Genomic DNA, 17256 nt, shown 5'->3' on the forward strand with positions numbered 1-17256 from the left:
TCTGCCCCCCTCCACCATTTCCCTTTTAGTGGCGGTTGTGGCGAAGTGGTTAACGCATCGGATTGTGGTTCCGACATTCGTGGGTTCGATTCCCATCAGCCGCCCCAATTGTATATTCAGACATCGTTGCTTAGTATCTTGTTACTTAGTAATTTTAGATGCTTAAAAGCACTTAGTTGTCGACGATATTCCCTTTAGAATATCCTCTTGCTGGTGTAGAGCACGAGACTTTTATTTTTGTGTAGAAAGTTTGGAATATGAAGTGATCGACACCGATTAAGGTTGAAAGTATACCTAGTAGTCGACGATATTCCGTGATATTTCCTGCAGAAATACCCCAGAATATCCTCTTGCGATGAGGATTCATGTAGCAGATTCGAAGAAGCTGCACATGAAGCAACTTCAGTGGGCTATAGCCAAGCGGTAAGGCATCGCACTTTGACTGCGACATGCGTTGGTTCGAATCCAGCTAGCCCAGCCATTTATTTTAAGGCATCATAGCCAAGTGGTAAGGCCGAGGTCTGCAAAACCTCTATCCCCGGTTCAAATCCGGGTGGTGCCTCCAGGACACTTTTTATTTGCGGGTGTAGTTTAGTGGTAAAACCTCAGCCTTCCAAGCTGATGATGAGGGTTCGATTCCCTTCACCCGCTCCATTATGGGCCTATAGCTCAGCTGGTTAGAGCGCACGCCTGATAAGCGTGAGGTCGATGGTTCGAGTCCATTTAGGCCCATCATAAGTACAATATAGTTGTTCCGCAGTAGCTCAGTGGTAGAGCAATCGGCTGTTAACCGATCGGTCGTAGGTTCGAGTCCTACCTGCGGAGCCATTTTTATTATGTGGGGAAATACTCAAGAGGCTGAAGAGGCGCCCCTGCTAAGGGTGTAGGTCGTGTAAGCGGCGCGAGGGTTCAAATCCCTCTTTCTCCGCCAGAAATACATATATATAATGCGCCTTTAGCTCAGCAGGATAGAGCAACGGCCTTCTAAGCCGTCGGTCAGAGGTTCGAATCCTCTAAGGCGCGTAATCTCGGAACTAACCCAAAATAGGGTTAGTTTTTTTGTGTTTATAAAATTTAAAGGTTTAAAAAATATTACTTCGTTCTTCAATATTTAACTTAATTTTCTCTCCTCAAAATTCCTTAGTACTATTGGTAACAAGTTCTGGAGTATCTATGTAAAGTGCAAAATTTTCGGATTCAATGATTGGTTGGACAATTTGATAATGAAATATATTAAGGTTTGGGGCATTGCCTAAAAGGGAAATCCATTTTTGTGATTTAAAAAAACTCATAGGATTCTGCATGTAGCCATCCTTTAAAATAAATTGTTACTATAGCTTGTTCTATGAATACCTATTTGTTCTGGAAGTTGAGGACAATATCATAACACATTGTCGCTTATTCTTTATCCATAAATTAGATACAATAATAAGAAACCGTTTATCTAAGGAGAATTCTCATATGAGTAGAGTAAAGGACATTACAACTCCACGACTTCAAAACTTTGTTCAATTTCAGAAAGACCCTCTTGCTTTCTTTTTAAACATGATCGATAAGGGTGAGGTTGTTTCGCTGCGAACAGGATTTAAACCATCTTATATTGTAAATTCACCTGATTTTGTTAAGGAGATATTAGTGACAAAGGATTCTTATTTTCGAAAGGGACGGACAACAAAAGTACTAAGGCGAACGATTGGTGATGGACTTCTTACTACTGAAAAGGAAGAGCATCGAAGACAAAAAAACTATTACCAGCCGATTTTCTATAAAGAACGTTTAAATCATTATGCGATGACAATGGTTGAGGAAACGAAGAAGCTTGTAGAAACTCTTCAGCACAGGAAGAATTGCAACCTAAGCGATGAAATGATGCAGTTAACATTAGTAATTATTTCAAAAGTTATGTTTGCAACAGATTTAGAAAAAAGCAAAGAGATGCTAGCGGAAGCTGTTAGTGAAACGATTGAGCAGACAGCTCACACCTTATTATCACCTGTTATTTTACCGTTAAATGTTCCAACGAAAAGACATAAAATACATAAACAGGCGATTTCTAAGCTTGAAAACATGATCTATGAAATTATCAAGCAAGCGAAGGAAAATCCGGAAAACTACCAAAAGACAATGGTTGGGATGATGTTAGATACAACATTTGCTACTGGTGAAAGAATATCTGATGAAGAAATACGGAATCAAATGATGACAATGCTCCTTGCAGGTCATGAAACATCAGCCAATTTACTAACGTGGATTTTTTATGCTCTAAGTCAAAATCCTGAGGTAGAACGGAAATTTCATGAAGAAATTGATGCTATTTCATTATTGGAAGAATCACCATTTGAAGTTTATAGTAAGCTAGCATATACTCAGCAAATGATGAAAGAAGCTCTTCGCCTGTTTCCACCTGCTTGGCTTATATACAGAGAGGCAGATAAAGATGTGGAGTTATTAGGGGAGACGTTTAAAGAAGGAAGCACTTTTATGATTTGTTCTTATGCCATTCATCGTAATCATGAGATGTTTCCACATCCAGAGGAGTTTCAGCCAGATCGGTTTGCGAGTGGTTCTAATGAGACACTTCCTCCATTTGCTTATTTTCCCTTTGGAGGGGGCTCCCGAAGCTGCATCGGATATAAGTTTGCCGTTATGGAAACGGTTTTAATATTAGCGATTATAGGGAGAAAATATAAATTTCAACATATTGAAGGTGAACAGGCTATACCTGATCCACTTGTTTCACTTCGAATAAAAGGTGGTCTTAAGATGGAGATCATAGAAAGGTAACTAAGGGGGGAAAAGTGTGATAAGAGATGTAGTAATTATTGGCGGTGGTCTTACAGGGGTAATGGCTGCAAGAACTCTAAATGAAAATGGTGTAGAAGATGTGTTGGTCATTGATAAAGGAAAAAGTCTAGGAGGAAGAATGGCAACAAGACGGATTGGAGAAGGAAGGGTTGATCATGGAGCTCAATTCTTTACAGTGCGAACAAAGTTATTCCAATCCTTTGTGGAAGAGTGGGAGCAAAATGGTTATGTAAGCAAATGGTTTGGTAAAACCTACTCACGCTATAAAAGTAATGACGGTATGAACAATTTAGTCAAAAAACTTGGTGAAAACCTGCAAGTTATGTTAAATACAAAAATCATTAACATTCATAAAGCAGAAGACCATTACTTATTATTAACTGAATGTAATACAAGAATTTCTTCAAAAGCGGTAATTTTAACTGCTCCAGTACCACAATCAACAGACCTGATTAAAAATCTAAAAATAGATCACACTTTAGATGGGATGCTAGCAAGGATTACGTATAATCCTTGCTTTGTGTTATTGGCTTCCTTAACTAATTCATCTCATCTCCCAGAGACAGGATTTCTTAATGAAAACTTGCCTGATGGAGTTGATCGAATTGTTGATCATAAGAAAAAGGGTATTTCAAATTTTACAATCCTTAGCATATACACAACAGGAAAATGGGCAAAAGATCATAATCACTTAGAAGATCATGAAATTGAAACACTTCTTTTAGATAAATTAACATCCTCCTTACAGAAACAAAATATAGTAGAGCTGCAGCTTAAGAGGTGGAGATACTCAGAAGCGGTTTCAACGATAAAACAGCCTTACTTAGATCTTGAACAAATATTTCCCTTATTTTTGGCTGGTGATGTATTTTTACATAAAGACGATCGTAGTGGGAAAACAAGGATTGAGAGTGCATTTCTTTCAGGGGTTGCAGTAGGAGAAGAGATGGCAAGACGTTTGAAAGGTTAAATTTATAATTTTCTGAATTTTATCGTTACATTTTATAACATGAATGTGGAATACATCTTTTACCTTTTGTATATTGAAGATAACAAAACAAAAGGTAAAGGAGCTGGCAAAATGATCAAAAATCAAGTAGGCTTTTTCACTTTCATTATTTTAACTGTAAGGATTGTATTAACTTATTGATATAGAGTCTAGACTAGGTAGGTGTGTATCGAATAAACACCTTTTAAAATGCTTTTGAACTAACTCGAATTGAGTCATCCGATAAACTTAGGTAAAATAGTAAAAAAGGATGCAGAAAAAGGTGTTTTAATTGAAGAAATATATCGTGGTTGGAGCGGGGATTCTCGGTGCATCAGCTGCTTACCATTTAGCTAAAGCTGGTGCTCAAGTAACCGTTATAGATAGAAAAGATAAGGGACAGGCAACAGATGCTGCCGCTGGAATAGTTTGTCCATGGTTGTCTCAGCGTCGAAACAAAGCATGGTATCAAATGGTCAAAGGTGGAGCTCGCTATTATCCGGAATTAATAAAGAAATTAGAAGATGATGGTGAAACAGAAACAGGTTATAGCAAAGTTGGAGCAATTAGTCTTCATAAAGACCCAGAAAAGCTTGAAAAAATGGCAGAACGAGCTGCTAAGCGAAGAGAAGATGCACCGGAAATTGGTGAAATTAACATATTATCACCCGAAGAAACACAGTCTTTATTTCCACCACTATCCTCAGAATACGGTTCTGTTCATGTAAGTGGGGGAGCACGGGTCAATGGAAGAGCAATTCGTTTAGCATTAGTCAGGGCAGCAAAAAAGAACGGTACCACTTTTATTGAAGAAAATGCAGTTTCATTAGTTCAAGATAAAAAACGTATTACTGGTGTTCATGTTAATAAACAAGTTATTGAGGCTAATCAAGTCATTATAACCGGAGGGGCTTGGTCACAGGAGTTATTAAGTCCATTAGGGATAAACTTTAGCGTTAGGCCACAAAAAGCACAAATTATTCATCTTCATCTCGAGAACACAGATACAAGCTCTTGGCCAGTCGTGATGCCACCTAACAATCAATATATTCTTTCTTTTGAAGAAGGTAGAGTTGTTGTAGGTGCAACACATGAGGATGATGTTGGTTTTGACCTTCGTGTAACAGCAGGTGGAGTTCATGAAATATTAAGTAAAGCTCTCGAGGTAGCACCAGGATTAGATGAAAGCACTATGGTTGAAACAAGAGTGGGATTCCGTCCATTTACACCTGGATTTCTTCCAGTTATTGGTCCTATACAAGGATATGAAGGTTTAATCGTAGCAAATGGATTGGGGGCTTCGGGATTAACGAGTGGTCCATTTCTTGGTTTAGAGCTTGCTAATCTTGCTATGGGAAAAGAAACTGAATTAGAGCTTCAATTATATAGCCCTGAAAATGCAATGGAATAGGAAAAAGGTGAGCCGTCATTTAGCTCACCTTTTTTTGTTAACGTCGATGTTGGACAAGGTCAATGGCACCTAATACTACGTGGGCAAGACCAAAACCAAAAACAGTATTTGCGACCATTTTATTAGAACCGCGTCTTTGTTTTAATGCATATCCAGTAGCAGTAACAGCTGAACCTAATGCAGTTGGTATTAATCCTTCACGAATATTCATGTCATTTTCCCCCACATCGTTGTTATTGGTGTAATAAACACCACGATTAGTGTGTGCATTACAAGGGGATTTATGTAAGGGATCATTTTAATTTAAATGGTATAAACCATTACTTTTAAAGTGAAAATACTTAGTTGATATAAAAAGTAAACACTAAAGCCTACAAAGGTAAAAAAGATTAGCAAAACAGCCGGTAAGAATTTTTTTATCATGTTTATTTCCTCGCAATCTAGTAAGTTAATAGTATCATCTTTGCCATTTTTGCTCTTTTTATACATGATAGATTTAAGATTTTTAATGGAAGAATTTGTATTGAATAAGTACATAATTTTAGACAACTAGAATAAAAATTTTTATATACCCCTTGATCTTTTTTCACCCAACATTATATAATGACATCATAAGTTAACCGTTTAACCGGGAGGCAATATGAATCAAAAAATTACAATACGTGATGTAGCTAAACATGCTGGAGTTTCGGCCGCTACTGTGTCATACGTACTCAATGGAGTAAACAAGGTATCGGATGAAACGAAAGATCGTGTGTTACAGGCTATTGAACAATTAAACTATCAACCGGATTTTACAGCTATAAGTTTATCGAAAAGAAAGTCCAAGATGATTGGTGTGATTATGCCATTAGTTGAAGATACCTTAGCACCGATTTTAAAGGAAAATCCATATGTTAGCGAATTGTTAAGTGGTGTTGAATATACTTGCCGGAAAAATGGATATGATTTTGTTATCTCCGGTATATCTAAAGCGGAGGAATGCAAAAACTGGATCATGAAGCGAAACTTAGATGCCCTTTTGGTTTTAGGGAAGTTTCCTGTTAATGTATTCGAAAAAATGAAACCGCTATCTATTCCGCTGGTGTTTGTCGATTCGTTTGAGGAGTATGCTAATGCATATCATAATATTCGCATCAATGACGAGCTAGGTGGATATTTGGGCACAAAGCATTTAATCGATATTGGTCACACTCAAATCTGCTTTGTACCAAATGGAAAAATAGATAGTGCGGTCGACGGTCAACGTTTTTTAGGTTTTAAACGGGCTCTTAAGGAAGCTGGTATTCCTTTTAAAAAAGAGATGGTTGTTGAAGGAAAATTAAACACCTTTGAAAATGGATATTCAATTGGATTAGAGTTAATGAAAAAACAAGATATAACAGGTATTTTTACCTCTTCTGATATTACTGCATTAGGAATCATTAAATCACTAAATGATCATAAAAAAAGAATTCCTGGAGACTATGCAATTGTTGGATTCGATGACTTGATGATTAGTAAATTTTCTTCACCGAGCTTAACGACAATACGTCAGGATGTTTTTCGAAAAGGATCAATTGCAGCAGAAACATGTATCACTGTGATTGAAAGTGAGGATGTACACACAGAGCAGATCATGCTCCCTGTTGAACTTGTTGTCAGGGATTCAACTAAAGAAAAGTCAGACATTTAAGGAGGTGAACTCATCTAATCGAAATAATTTGTTTGGTTTGTTAACCGGTTCACTAACTCCATTACTTTAGATGTAATAAATGGAGTGGTATTCAAGAGATAAGTTTAACAGATAACTAGTAAAAATTTGTATATGATAAATGATATAACTATGACATCATGATAAAAAATACGAATAGATTAGGATGAATACAATGACTAAAGTTACAGTATGGAATGAAAACAGACATGAAAAGAAAAATCCCGTAGTTAGTGAGATTTATCCAAAAGGAATTCACGGTGCTATTGCTGATTTTCTACAACAAGACAACAATGAAGTGAAAACGGCTACATTAGATGAGCCTCAGCACGGACTTACAGATGAGGTTTTAGAAAATACTGATGTACTCGTTTGGTGGGGGCATCTTGCACATGATGAAGTAGAAGACTCAATCGTCGAAAAGGTTGCGCAAAGAGTGTTAGATGGAATGGGACTTATTGTGTTGCATTCAGGACATTTTTCTAAGGTTTTCAAAAAGTTAATGGGAACAAGCTGTGATTTAAAATGGCGTGAAGCTGATGATAAAGAACGAATTTGGGTTGTAGATCCTAGTCATCCAATTGCAGAAGGAATTGGAGAGTATATTGAACTTGAAAAAGAAGAAATGTATGGTGAGCACTTCGACATTCCTACACCGGATGAGTTGATCTTTACAAGCTGGTTTGAGGGTGGAGAGATCTTTAGAAGTGGATGTACTTTTAAACGTGGTAATGGCAAGATATTCTACTTCCGTCCAGGTCATGAAACATACCCAACATACCATAACGAGCAAGTACAAACTGTAATAAAAAATGCTGTTAAATATGTAAAGCCTGTTAACCGTAAACGTCCTGTTTATGGAAATGCGAAGCCTTTAGAAACAATCTCAGCTAAGTAAGATAATACCTACTTTATAAAAAATAAGAAAAATTCATTTCACATATTAGGAGGAATTATTAATGGGAAAATTAAGAGTTGGTGTAATCGGTTGTGGAAGTATTGCTCAGTATCGTCACTTACCTGAATATGCGTCAAATCAACATGTAGAGCTAGTGGCTGTGTGATATTGTAGAAGATCGTGTGAAAGAAATTGCGAATAAATATGGTGCAAAAGCATTTACTGATTATAAAGAGCTGATCCATAGTGGAGAGGTCGATGTTGTTAGTGTATGTACACCTAACTACTTGCATGCACCTGTAACAATTGAAGCTCTAAATAATGGTCTTCATGTATTATGTGAAAAGCCAATGGCAACTTCTCAAGAAGAAGCAGATGCAATGATTGAAGCTGCTAAGAAAAATGATAAAAAGCTAATGATTGCTCATAATCAGCGTTTTGTACGCTCACATCAACTTGCTCGAGAATTAATTGAAAGCGGTTCTATTGGGAAGATTTACAGCTTTAGAACAGCTTTTGGACATCCTGGTCCAGAAGGCTGGAGCCAAGATGGTAGAGATAGCTGGTTCTTTGAAAAGGAAAAAGCATATATCGGAGCAATGGGTGACTTAGGTGTTCATAAAACAGACTTAATGCGCTATTTACTTGGAGAAGAAATTGTTGAGGTTGGAGCATTCATTGAAACATCTGCTAAAGAGTTTGCTGATGTTGATGACACGGCTGTTTGTGCCCTTAAAACGGAAAGTGGAATTATTGGAACACTTGCAGCAAGCTGGTCTTACACTGCAAAAGAAGATAACTCAACGATTATCTATGGTGAGAAGGCAATTATTCGTTTAGAGGATAATCCAGCTTATTCACTAGTTGTTCAATATACAAACGGTGAAGTAGTTAAATATGAGCTTGGAAAAATTCAATCAAACGATGAAGGCGGTCAAAACTCTTCACATGTTATTGATCACTTCATTTCAAGTGTTGTCGAAGATAAAGAACCTCTAATTACTGGAGAAGAAGGTATGAAATCGTTAGCTGTTATCATTGCTGCACTTAAATCAAACGAAACAAAAACAATTGCAAAAGTATTTGAGTGATGAGAATGAGTGATCTAAAAATTGGAATAATCGGAGTCGGTGGTATTGCACAAGGCCGACATATCCCAGCTTTTCAAGGCTTTGAGGATTGTGTAATATCAGCTGTAAGTGACGTTAACAAAGACAGAGCACAGGAAGCAGCTGAGAAATTTAAAATTGAGATGGTATTTGAAAACTATCAGGATATGTTTCAACATGTTGATGCTGTCGTTATTTGTACACCGAATAAGTTTCACGCGGAAATTACGATTGCAGCATTAGAAGCAGGAGTACATGTTCTATGTGAAAAGCCAATGGCACTTACAGCAGAAGAATGTGAAGCTATGCTTGAAGCTTCGAATCGTACAAATAAAGTATTAGCGATTGCTTATCATTATCGTTTTATGAAAAATTCACAGGCAGCAAAGAAAATGATGAGAGATGTAGGTACTCCACTTGTAACAAGAGTTAGAGCCTTGAGACGAAGAAAGGTGCCTGGCTGGGGTGTGTTTACAAATAAATCACTCCAAGGTGGAGGCAGCTTAATTGACTATGGATGTCACCTGCTAGATTTGGCTATTTGGTTAATGGGAAGTCCTAAGTACGTTGAGGTTAATGGAAGTACGTACAATGCATTAAGTAAACAACCTAATTCGGTTAATCAATGGGGTAGTTTTGACCATGAAACATTTAATGTAGACGACCATGTAACAGCATACATTAAGTTTGAAAATGGGGCGTCTTTATTACTAGAAACGTCATGGGCTGCAAATATATTGGATGATGAAGAGCACGTAAGTATATCAGGTGTTGATGGTGGATTAAGTGTTTTCCCTCTGGAGTTTTATGCGGCGAAAGATGACATGCTTATAAACAGTCAAGCTGCATGGATTTCTGGTGAGGATGATCCTGGTCTATCTCAGGCTAGGAACTTTCTTGATGCATGTCTAGGAAGAGCTGAGCTTGTTGTAAAACCAGAAGAAGCTTTGCAGGTTTCTCAAATTATTGATGAAATCTATCAATCAGCAGAGTCAAAATAATGAAGAAGTAAACTCATGAATGTCTAGAATCCTCTGGATATTCATGAGTAAAGATAATACTAAAGGAGGACTTTCAATGAAATTAGGTGTTTTTACAGTTCTATTTAATGATAAATCTTTTGAGGAAATGTTAGATCGAGTAAAAGCTTCCGGTTTGCAGGCAGTTGAAATTGGAACTGGTGGTTATCCAGGTGGTTCTCATTGTGACTTGGATGCATTACTTGAGAGTGAAGAAAAACGTAATGAGTACTTAGGAAAAATACAAGAGCGGGATTTAGTTATTAGTGCATTCAGTTGTCATAGTAATCCAATTTCACCAGATAAGGAATTTGCTCAAGAATCTCAAGAAACACTAAAGAAAACAATCAAACTTGCATCGTTAATGAATGTACCTGTTGTTAATACATTTTCAGGAACTGCTGGTGACCATGAGGGAGCAAAATATCCGAACTGGCCTGTTACTCCTTGGCCAAACGAATATGGCGATGTGCTAAAGTGGCAATGGGAGGAGAAGTTAATTCCATATTGGAAAGAAGTAGGACAGTATGCGAAAGAGCATAATGTGAAAATTGGTTTAGAGTTACATGGTGGATTTTTAGTACATACACCATATACAATGCTAAAGCTTCGTGAAGCGACATGTGATGCAATTGGTGCGAACCTAGATCCAAGTCATCTTTGGTGGCAAGGAATTGATCCGGTTGCAGCGATTAAAATTTTAGGTAAAGCTAATGCTATTCATCATTTCCATGCAAAAGATACTTATATTGATCAAGATAATGTCAATATGTATGGATTAACAGATATGCAGCCATATGGTGAAGTTCAAACAAGAGCCTGGACGTTCAGATCTGTTGGCTGTGGTCACAGTCTAACAGAGTGGAATGACATAATGAGTGCTCTACGTACTTATGGTTACGACTATGTTGTAAGTATTGAACATGAAGATCCAATCATGTCTATCGATGAAGGCTTTGAGCGTGCTGTTACTAATTTAAAATCTGTCTTAATTAATGAGCAGCCATCACAAATGTGGTGGGTATAAAGGTATTTTCTAGCCCCTCTTTTAAAGAGGGGTTTTCTTTTTTGTGAAAAGATCGGTATGATGGAATAGATTCGTTTGACGGAAATTAAAAAATAGGTGTGAGTAGATGAATAAAACAGTAAAACTGCAAATAAAATCTAATTTTGTTAATCAATTTCGATCAGGATATCCACTAATCAATAAAGAAGCCATAAAAAATATAAATGCTTTACAAGAAGAGGGAGCAATTCTCGATTTGTTTGATGAAAACAATCGTTTCCTAGCTAAAGGATACTATGGAATACAAAACAAAGGTAGAGGATGGATTTTAACGAATAATCAACATGAAGTGATTGATCAATCCTTTTTTGAGAATAAATTAAACATAGCTATAAATGCCCGCTCGTCATTTTATCAAGATGAAAATACAACAGCTTTTCGGATTTTTAATGGTGAAGGTGATGGAATTGGTGGATTAACGATTGATCATTATGATGGTTATTACGTAATCACCTGGTATAGTGAAGGAATTTATCACTTTAAAAAAGACATAATAGAAGCCCTGCAAAAAGTTGTGGTTTTCAAAGGTGTTTATGAAAAGAAGAGATTCGATGTTAAAGGAACATATATTGAGGATGACGACTTTGTTATTGGAGAAAGAGCAAATTTCCCTCTTATTGTAAAAGAAAATGGTATTAAATTTGCTGTTTATTTAAATGATGGAGCAATGGTTGGTGTATTTTTGGATCAAAAAGATGTCCGAAAAGCCATACGTGACAAGTATGCAGAAGGGAAGCATGTTTTAAATACCTTTTCTTATACAGGGGCTTTTTCTGTTGCTGCTGCACTCGGAGGCGCCGTTAAAACAACAAGTGTTGACCTTGCTAACCGAAGCAAAGCAAAAACAATAGAACAATTCAGTGTAAATGAAATTGATTATGAGGCACAAGATATTATAGTAGAGGATGTATTTAACTTCTTTAAATATGCTGTTAGAAAGAAGTTGAATTACGACATGGTCATACTAGATCCTCCAAGCTTTGCCCGCTCTAAAAAACATACATTTAGTGCTGGTAAGGATTATCCTGATTTATTAAAGCAAGCAATCCAAATTACCTCTAAAAAGGGGATTATTGTGGCTTCATCCAATTGCAGCACATTTAATATGAAGAAATTTAAAAGTTTTATTGATAAGGCTTTTAAAGAAAGTAGAGAAGCGTACACGATTCTTGAGGAATTTAGTTTACCAGCTGATTTTAAGACGCGTCGAGAATTTAAAGAAGGAAATTATTTAAAAGTAGTTATATTAAGTAAAAATTAATCTTGGCTAACAAGAACTTGTTCTTGTTAGCCAAGTATAGTAAGTAAAAAGTGAATGAATTAGTTAATAATAAGATATGATTTGTATTCTTTTATGATGTCTTCACGTTTACCGAGAAGTGAGCGATATTCTTTTAATAGTTTTGAATTACCTCGATCATGAAACCATTCCGAAAAAGCACGTTCACATTCACTTGAAATAGCTGCTAATTCGTCGTTAATTTCATTCATCTTTTTAATTTGAATTTCCTTAACCATTGGAGAGCCCACCTTTTCTTAAGTTATAATCAAATTCTTATATAAATGCTCTATCGAACACTGTTAGTATGAAGTTTTTTGTTGATGCTAGTGGGGTATTACCCTATTTAGGTGTGATGTAAACATAAAATGCAAAAAAAATAAAGAAGGTGTCATTTTGGAAAGAAATATGGTTAAGGGATGTCCGTAAATCGACATTTGTTAGGGAGGATTCCCATCATTTCATGAAGACTTAAAATCTAGTGAAAACTTTATAAGAATGAAATAAAAATAGACAATTCAGGAGCAAAACGAAAAAAACCTCCATTAGGAGGTTTTTTCAATATATAGTAAAGGGGGGGATACTATCACTATTCCCTGATTGAGAGATTTCTATACATAAAAAGATAAGAGAATTTTAGATAGATAATGTATTAAAATGATATAGAGTAAATTTTGTAGAAATAAAATTATTTCTGGGGAAATATGACGAATGGTTATTTCTCTTCAGAGAAAAAAGGCTATACTTATAATACTGACTTTTTAAATGATAGCTAAAAAGGGAATAATACGATTATTATTACTTTTTAAATAATGAGATCAACTGAATGTGTGTGCACAAACAGTCTAATCATAATAGTTACATAAAGCGGTAAATGTAAAGGAGAGTTACACTTATGACACTAGAGAATTTTTTACAAGAGCTTGAGCCATTTATTCAATCTAATTGGTCAAAAGCAGATTTTGAGAATCCTACGGCGATTCAGCTTAAAGCCGTTCCACAAATACTTGAAGGAAAAGACGTGATTGCCGAATCCCCAACTGGAACAGGGAAAACATTAGCGTACGTGCTACCATTATTAAATAAAATTGATGTGAATAGAAAAGCGGCACAAGTTGTTATACTAGCTCCTTCAAGAGAGCTTGTTATGCAAATTTTCGATGAAGTGAAGAAATGGTCAGAGGGTAGTGGGATTACAAGTGGTTCCTTTATCGGAGGAGCAAATGTAAAAAGACAGGTAGATAAGCTGAAAAAGAGTCCACAAATCATCCTTGGGACACCAGGAAGAATCTCTGAATTAATAAAAATGAAAAAATTAAAAATGCATGAAGTAAAGACGATTGTTCTAGACGAAGGAGATCAGCTTTTAATTCCTGAACACAAAAAAACAATACAAGATATTGTGAAAACAACTCTTAATGAAAGACAAGTAGTACTTTTTTCAGCCACTTTAAATGAAAGTACAGAATCGAAAGCAAGAGATCTAATGAAAAAGGATCCTGAGATTATCACAATTGGAAAGGAAGAAGTACCAACTGGAAAAGTTGATCATGTTTATCTTGTTTGTGAACAAAGAGAAAAAGCACTTATACTGGAAAAGCTCGTGAAGAATATTCCTATGAAAGCATTAGGATTTGTAAAGGATATTGGAAATTTGAGTGTATTAGGTGAGAAACTCGAATACAAAGGAGTGGATGTACACCTTTTGCATAGTGACACTAAAAAAGAGGAGAGAGAAGCTGCGTTAAAAAGTCTTCGAACTGAAAAGCAAGGACTTTTACTTGCAACAGATGTTGCTGCAAGAGGCTTGGATATCGCAGAACTTACACATGTTATTCATTATGACTTACCATCTACAAGCTCTCAATATGTACATAGATCTGGAAGAACAGGAAGACAAGGGGCTTCAGGAACTGTTGTATCGATCGTGACAGAACGGGAAGAAAGGGAATTAAGGAAGCTGGCAAAGGAGTTAAACATTACTGTTAGAAAGAATGAGCTATATCGAGGAGAATTGACTGAAGTATAAGATTAAGAAAAAGGTCTAACACTTGGTTGTTAGATCTTTTTTGATGTTTTGGAAGAAATAAGTTATTGGGAACTTTAATTTATAAAAAATGAAAACACGCCACTCTATATGAGCAACGTGATTTCTTAGCCTGTTGTATATTCTGTGATGTAGTAATACTTTATGTTCTAATCCCATTTGTTATTCATTTTTTAATGAACTAATCTTCTAATTCCATTCGTATATATTTTCTTGTGTTTGGACCGTATATTCCATCATCGGCAAGAGCTGCGTACATTAATTGAAATCTTCTTACTGCATCTTCTGTTCTAGGGCCATATATACCATCAATTTGACCTGGATCAAAGTTGATTTGCTTTAATGCACGTTGAACTTGCCTAACTCCTTCTCCTTCACTTCCACGTCGAAGAACTCCTGATGGTAGAGGGAAATCAGGTGCGGAAATTCTTTGTTGATTTACTTGTTGTAATTTAGATAGTGTATTTGGTCCCACTAAACCATCAACAGCTAAATTAAACCTTCTTTGAAATCTCATTACTGCATTTTCGGTTTCTTCACCATAAACTCCGTCTGCACCGTAGCGGGGTAAACGGTAACCCGCTCTTATCAGTTGTTGTTGAATATCTCGAACAAATGAGCCGGAAGCACCTTCACCAATCGGTAAAGTAACAGATGTTCCCTTTACCACTGGAGTAGGACGAGGTTCACTTTGTTCCTGTGGATTAACAGTTACTGTACCATTAAAATTAGCAAGTGCTTCGGATACATCCTCAATAAACATAGACCAAGAGATACCGTTACTACGTAAGATCCCAATTGGATCAGTTCTTCTTGCTGGGTCAAGTGTGGCATGTGCAACAATATCTGAATTAGGATCTAAATTAAATCTGTCACAAAGATAGGCATGATACCATATATAGCGATTATATGCTTCTTGAAAATTGATTGTACCTCCATGACATAACTCCACTCCAATTGCAGCACTATTGGCATTTGCACCAAATAGCCTGTTATCAGTTGTTACATTCGAACGAACATGATAAGCAATTTCAGTTAAAGGAATTATTTCTAAAATATATTTATCATCAATAAAGGTATGGGCAGAAGCGGATGGTTGCTGAGTATCAAAGTAGTTGCGGTTTCCATAAGCAGTAGAGCCTGGATTTCCTGTATCATGACTAACAATAAAGCGTACTGTACCAATACGTTGTCCAGAGCGGGAGTTTCCAGTACGAATATAATCCTGTGTAATCTCGTATGCCAACTATAACACCCCTGTCTTATTTTTATACAAACGACTACATTGCAGTATATGTCAATAGGCATATGATTGTTAACAGAATTAAATTATTTACGTTATCCACAAAATAAACATTCGTTATTTTTAGGATATAAACAGTTATTGTGGATAATTTAGCACTATAAACAAAGATACTAACATGTTTATCCACATTATCCACAAATTTCAGGTTGAAATATCCACAAATTATCCACGAAAAATAAAAGGAAGTGGGGATTCCCACTTCCTTTTCAGCATACGTATTATAAATTTCTATTAGCGCGTTGTCTTTGATCAGCTGCTTTTGCTCTTGCTTGAGCTTCAATGTCGTCTTGGTCAGCTAATTCCCTTGAAAATTCCTGGTCAATTCCATCTCTTTTTAAGTTTTTAGGTGTTTGTGGAAGTGATGAAGAGTTTTTGTCTCGTGCTTTATGATTATGTTTATGACCTCTGCCCATGAAAAAAGCCCCCCTAAAAATATTGAACATCTTGTTCAATATTAGGATGGCTTTTTTTCATCATTTCATGTTGGAAGTTAGTGTCTTTGTTTACTTATGTATCCACCAGCTCGATCGGCATTTTTGAACTCACGAGAATATGTTACTTCTTGCATACTTGAAAGAGTACTTTTTGATTTATCTCTTTTCTTTTTTTCTGATGCCATCATAATCATCCTTCCAAAATGTAGTATTCATCATTAGTTTTGACATCATCAAGTTTATTCATACAATAAGAGGTGAAAAATACAAAACAGGTGAAATTCATTTGAATTTCACCTGTGGTTATTAAGCTTCCTTAAGTTGTTGTTCTTCAGACTCAGAAGCATTGTGATATGTGTAAATTGTATATTGGTCTCTTGAAATTTCAAAAAGGTTAAAAATATCTTCGCCGTTGTTTATTTGCTCAAGCAAATGCGCTCTTGTTTCATTTGCATTTACTACGTAAGGAAGCTTCTCAGCAGCCTTTGTTGAGCGAATATTTTGTTTGCGAATTCTTAAGAAAATCATTTCAATATCTAGTTCATAAAATAGTTCATTGAAAAACGCATCTTTTGCAAGTTTGTTGTAGCCCTTACCATGAAATGGCTTTCCAATCCAAGTTCCAAGAAAACCTGCCTTGTCTTGAATATCAAACAAACTAATTGTACCGATTGGAGATCCCCATTCATCTAATATGGTACGTGAAATCAATTCACCTCGTTCTTCAGCCTCAACCGTTTGTTTTGTTAGGAATAAATATTCTTCAAAAGAATTTGCTTTATGACGCACAAAAGGGAAGACTTCAGGGTGAATCATGTGTTCATAAAGTGCTTGACTATCATAAATATCACGTTTTTTTAGCATCTGGATCCCTCCAACCTGAGGGCAGACTCCACGTGATATGGTCGTCTCCACCCTCGAAATTTTTTATGTTGCCTTACATTCAAAAAATTTCGGGGTGGGAATCGAACCCACTAGAACCAGAATAGCTGGTGGCGCACCATTTGCCTTCCCATTACTAGATTTAGTTGTTCATATTTGCTTTTTCATTAAGTGAAGACAATGGTGTGAAATCACTTCTTAATGTTACTTCCATGGAGTATAATACGGCATTTTATATGAAAAAGATACTCCTTTTTTGTCGAATTCAAAAAAAATTTTTTGTATCTTAAAATAGTAGTTGATAGATGTGCTTTTTTTG

The 17256-nt window shown here is 36.1% G+C and carries 15 protein-coding genes, 8 tRNA genes and 2 pseudogenes; 18 read left to right on the forward strand and 7 right to left on the reverse strand.

What is annotated here, in order from left to right; all coding sequences use genetic code 11:
* The first annotated feature begins 31 nt into the window (after nt 1–31).
* The 11 genes from COD11_RS19570 (at nt 32) to COD11_RS19620 (ending at nt 5204) form a co-directional block, all read left to right on the forward strand.
* Nucleotides 32–107, forward strand: a tRNA-His gene (locus COD11_RS19570).
* A 299-nt stretch (nt 108–406) separates the two neighbouring features.
* Nucleotides 407–481, forward strand: a tRNA-Gln gene (locus COD11_RS19575).
* Nucleotides 482–491: 10 nt separating this feature from the next.
* Nucleotides 492–565, forward strand: a tRNA-Cys gene (locus COD11_RS19580).
* A gap of 15 nt (nt 566–580) precedes the next feature.
* Nucleotides 581–654: transfer RNA gene (locus COD11_RS19585), tRNA-Gly, on the forward strand.
* Nucleotides 655–658: 4 nt separating this feature from the next.
* Nucleotides 659–732: transfer RNA gene (locus tag COD11_RS19590), tRNA-Ile, on the forward strand.
* Nucleotides 733–753: 21 nt separating this feature from the next.
* Nucleotides 754–828 (forward strand) — tRNA-Asn (locus COD11_RS19595).
* 12 nt (nt 829–840) lie between these two features.
* Nucleotides 841–931, forward strand: a tRNA-Ser gene (locus tag COD11_RS19600).
* Nucleotides 932–949: 18 nt separating this feature from the next.
* Nucleotides 950–1023: transfer RNA gene (locus COD11_RS19605), tRNA-Arg, on the forward strand.
* A gap of 438 nt (nt 1024–1461) precedes the next feature.
* Complete coding sequence (locus tag COD11_RS19610; RefSeq protein ID WP_098798562.1) at nt 1462–2784, forward strand: cytochrome P450; 1323 nt, start codon at nt 1462–1464, stop codon at nt 2782–2784.
* Nucleotides 2785–2800: 16 nt separating this feature from the next.
* A complete protein-coding gene (locus COD11_RS19615; RefSeq protein ID WP_098798563.1) occupies nt 2801–3775 on the forward strand; it encodes an NAD(P)/FAD-dependent oxidoreductase in 975 nt (324 codons plus the stop codon).
* 310 nt (nt 3776–4085) lie between these two features.
* Nucleotides 4086–5204, forward strand: a complete 1119-nt coding sequence (locus tag COD11_RS19620) for an NAD(P)/FAD-dependent oxidoreductase (protein ID WP_098798564.1) — start codon at nt 4086–4088, stop codon at nt 5202–5204.
* A 37-nt stretch (nt 5205–5241) separates the two neighbouring features.
* Here COD11_RS19620 and COD11_RS19625 read toward each other — a convergent pair whose 3' ends face one another.
* Nucleotides 5242–5415: an asparagine synthase gene (locus COD11_RS19625; protein WP_098798565.1), complete on the reverse strand. Its 174-nt coding sequence runs from the start codon at nt 5413–5415 to the stop codon at nt 5242–5244.
* A 429-nt stretch (nt 5416–5844) separates the two neighbouring features.
* Between COD11_RS19625 and COD11_RS19630 the strand changes: the two genes are divergently transcribed.
* The 6 genes and pseudogenes from COD11_RS19630 to COD11_RS19655 all read left to right on the forward strand — a co-directional run bounded on the left by COD11_RS19630 (nt 5845) and on the right by COD11_RS19655 (nt 12250).
* The gene (locus COD11_RS19630) at nt 5845–6879 is read left to right on the forward strand and encodes a LacI family DNA-binding transcriptional regulator (RefSeq protein ID WP_098798566.1); all 1035 of its coding nucleotides are present in this window, start codon (nt 5845–5847) and stop codon (nt 6877–6879) included.
* A gap of 193 nt (nt 6880–7072) precedes the next feature.
* Nucleotides 7073–7795, forward strand: coding sequence for a ThuA domain-containing protein (locus COD11_RS19635; RefSeq protein ID WP_098798567.1), 723 nt, complete (start codon nt 7073–7075; stop codon nt 7793–7795).
* A gap of 61 nt (nt 7796–7856) precedes the next feature.
* Nucleotides 7857–8886, forward strand: a pseudogene (locus COD11_RS19640) (Gfo/Idh/MocA family protein).
* Nucleotides 8887–8891: 5 nt separating this feature from the next.
* Nucleotides 8892–9905 carry a Gfo/Idh/MocA family protein gene (locus tag COD11_RS19645; RefSeq protein ID WP_098798568.1) on the forward strand — a complete coding sequence of 338 codons (1014 nt, stop codon included), beginning with the start codon at nt 8892–8894 and terminating at the stop codon, nt 9903–9905.
* 76 nt (nt 9906–9981) lie between these two features.
* Nucleotides 9982–10950 carry a sugar phosphate isomerase/epimerase family protein gene (locus COD11_RS19650; protein ID WP_098798569.1) on the forward strand — a complete coding sequence of 323 codons (969 nt, stop codon included), beginning with the start codon at nt 9982–9984 and terminating at the stop codon, nt 10948–10950.
* A gap of 106 nt (nt 10951–11056) precedes the next feature.
* Nucleotides 11057–12250 carry a class I SAM-dependent rRNA methyltransferase gene (locus COD11_RS19655; protein WP_098798570.1) on the forward strand — a complete coding sequence of 398 codons (1194 nt, stop codon included), beginning with the start codon at nt 11057–11059 and terminating at the stop codon, nt 12248–12250.
* Nucleotides 12251–12309: 59 nt separating this feature from the next.
* Here COD11_RS19655 and COD11_RS19660 read toward each other — a convergent pair whose 3' ends face one another.
* A complete protein-coding gene (locus COD11_RS19660) occupies nt 12310–12507 on the reverse strand; it encodes a hypothetical protein (protein WP_098798571.1) in 198 nt (65 codons plus the stop codon).
* 656 nt (nt 12508–13163) lie between these two features.
* Here COD11_RS19660 and COD11_RS19665 point away from each other — a divergent pair.
* A complete protein-coding gene (locus COD11_RS19665) occupies nt 13164–14297 on the forward strand; it encodes a DEAD/DEAH box helicase (protein ID WP_098798572.1) in 1134 nt (377 codons plus the stop codon).
* A 199-nt stretch (nt 14298–14496) separates the two neighbouring features.
* On the opposite strand, the gene COD11_RS27690 is transcribed toward COD11_RS19665, so the two are convergent.
* The 5 genes and pseudogenes from COD11_RS27690 to COD11_RS19685 form a co-directional block, all read right to left on the reverse strand.
* Entirely contained in the window at nt 14497–14985 is a 489-nt protein-coding gene (locus tag COD11_RS27690; protein ID WP_483296305.1) for a peptidoglycan-binding domain-containing protein, read from the reverse strand.
* A 54-nt stretch (nt 14986–15039) separates the two neighbouring features.
* Nucleotides 15040–15561 (reverse strand): annotated as a pseudogene (locus COD11_RS27695) (peptidoglycan recognition protein family protein); the annotation flags it as partial.
* Nucleotides 15562–15839: 278 nt separating this feature from the next.
* Entirely contained in the window at nt 15840–16034 is a 195-nt protein-coding gene (locus COD11_RS19675; protein WP_098798574.1) for a YfhD family protein, read from the reverse strand.
* A 77-nt stretch (nt 16035–16111) separates the two neighbouring features.
* On the reverse strand, nt 16112–16240 hold the full coding sequence (locus tag COD11_RS19680; RefSeq protein WP_098798575.1) for a YfhE family protein: 129 nt from the start codon (nt 16238–16240) through the stop codon (nt 16112–16114).
* A gap of 121 nt (nt 16241–16361) precedes the next feature.
* A complete protein-coding gene (locus COD11_RS19685) occupies nt 16362–16919 on the reverse strand; it encodes a GNAT family N-acetyltransferase (protein WP_098798576.1) in 558 nt (185 codons plus the stop codon).
* Nucleotides 16920–17256: the final 337 nt, after the last annotated feature.

Source organism: Bacillus sp. AFS040349 (genome assembly GCF_002577655.1).
Lineage (GTDB): Bacteria > Bacillota > Bacilli > Bacillales > Bacillaceae > Metabacillus.

What these genes read in the sequence shown, in the direction of transcription:
- COD11_RS19610 (WP_098798562.1), top strand. Translation starts at nt 1,462, where the DNA reads ATGAGTAGAGTAAAGGACATTACAACTCCACGACTTCAAAACTTTGTT.
- COD11_RS19625 (WP_098798565.1), bottom strand. Translation starts at nt 5,415, where the DNA reads ATGAATATTCGTGAAGGATTAATACCAACTGCATTAGGTTCAGCTGTT.
- COD11_RS19630 (WP_098798566.1), top strand. Translation starts at nt 5,845, where the DNA reads ATGAATCAAAAAATTACAATACGTGATGTAGCTAAACATGCTGGAGTT.
- COD11_RS19635 (WP_098798567.1), top strand. Translation starts at nt 7,073, where the DNA reads ATGACTAAAGTTACAGTATGGAATGAAAACAGACATGAAAAGAAAAAT.
- COD11_RS19645 (WP_098798568.1), top strand. Translation starts at nt 8,892, where the DNA reads ATGAGTGATCTAAAAATTGGAATAATCGGAGTCGGTGGTATTGCACAA.
- COD11_RS19650 (WP_098798569.1), top strand. Translation starts at nt 9,982, where the DNA reads ATGAAATTAGGTGTTTTTACAGTTCTATTTAATGATAAATCTTTTGAG.
- COD11_RS19655 (WP_098798570.1), top strand. Translation starts at nt 11,057, where the DNA reads ATGAATAAAACAGTAAAACTGCAAATAAAATCTAATTTTGTTAATCAA.
- COD11_RS19660 (WP_098798571.1), bottom strand. Translation starts at nt 12,507, where the DNA reads ATGGTTAAGGAAATTCAAATTAAAAAGATGAATGAAATTAACGACGAA.
- COD11_RS19665 (WP_098798572.1), top strand. Translation starts at nt 13,164, where the DNA reads ATGACACTAGAGAATTTTTTACAAGAGCTTGAGCCATTTATTCAATCT.
- COD11_RS19675 (WP_098798574.1), bottom strand. Translation starts at nt 16,034, where the DNA reads ATGGGCAGAGGTCATAAACATAATCATAAAGCACGAGACAAAAACTCT.
- COD11_RS19680 (WP_098798575.1), bottom strand. Translation starts at nt 16,240, where the DNA reads ATGGCATCAGAAAAAAAGAAAAGAGATAAATCAAAAAGTACTCTTTCA.
- COD11_RS19685 (WP_098798576.1), bottom strand. Translation starts at nt 16,919, where the DNA reads ATGCTAAAAAAACGTGATATTTATGATAGTCAAGCACTTTATGAACAC.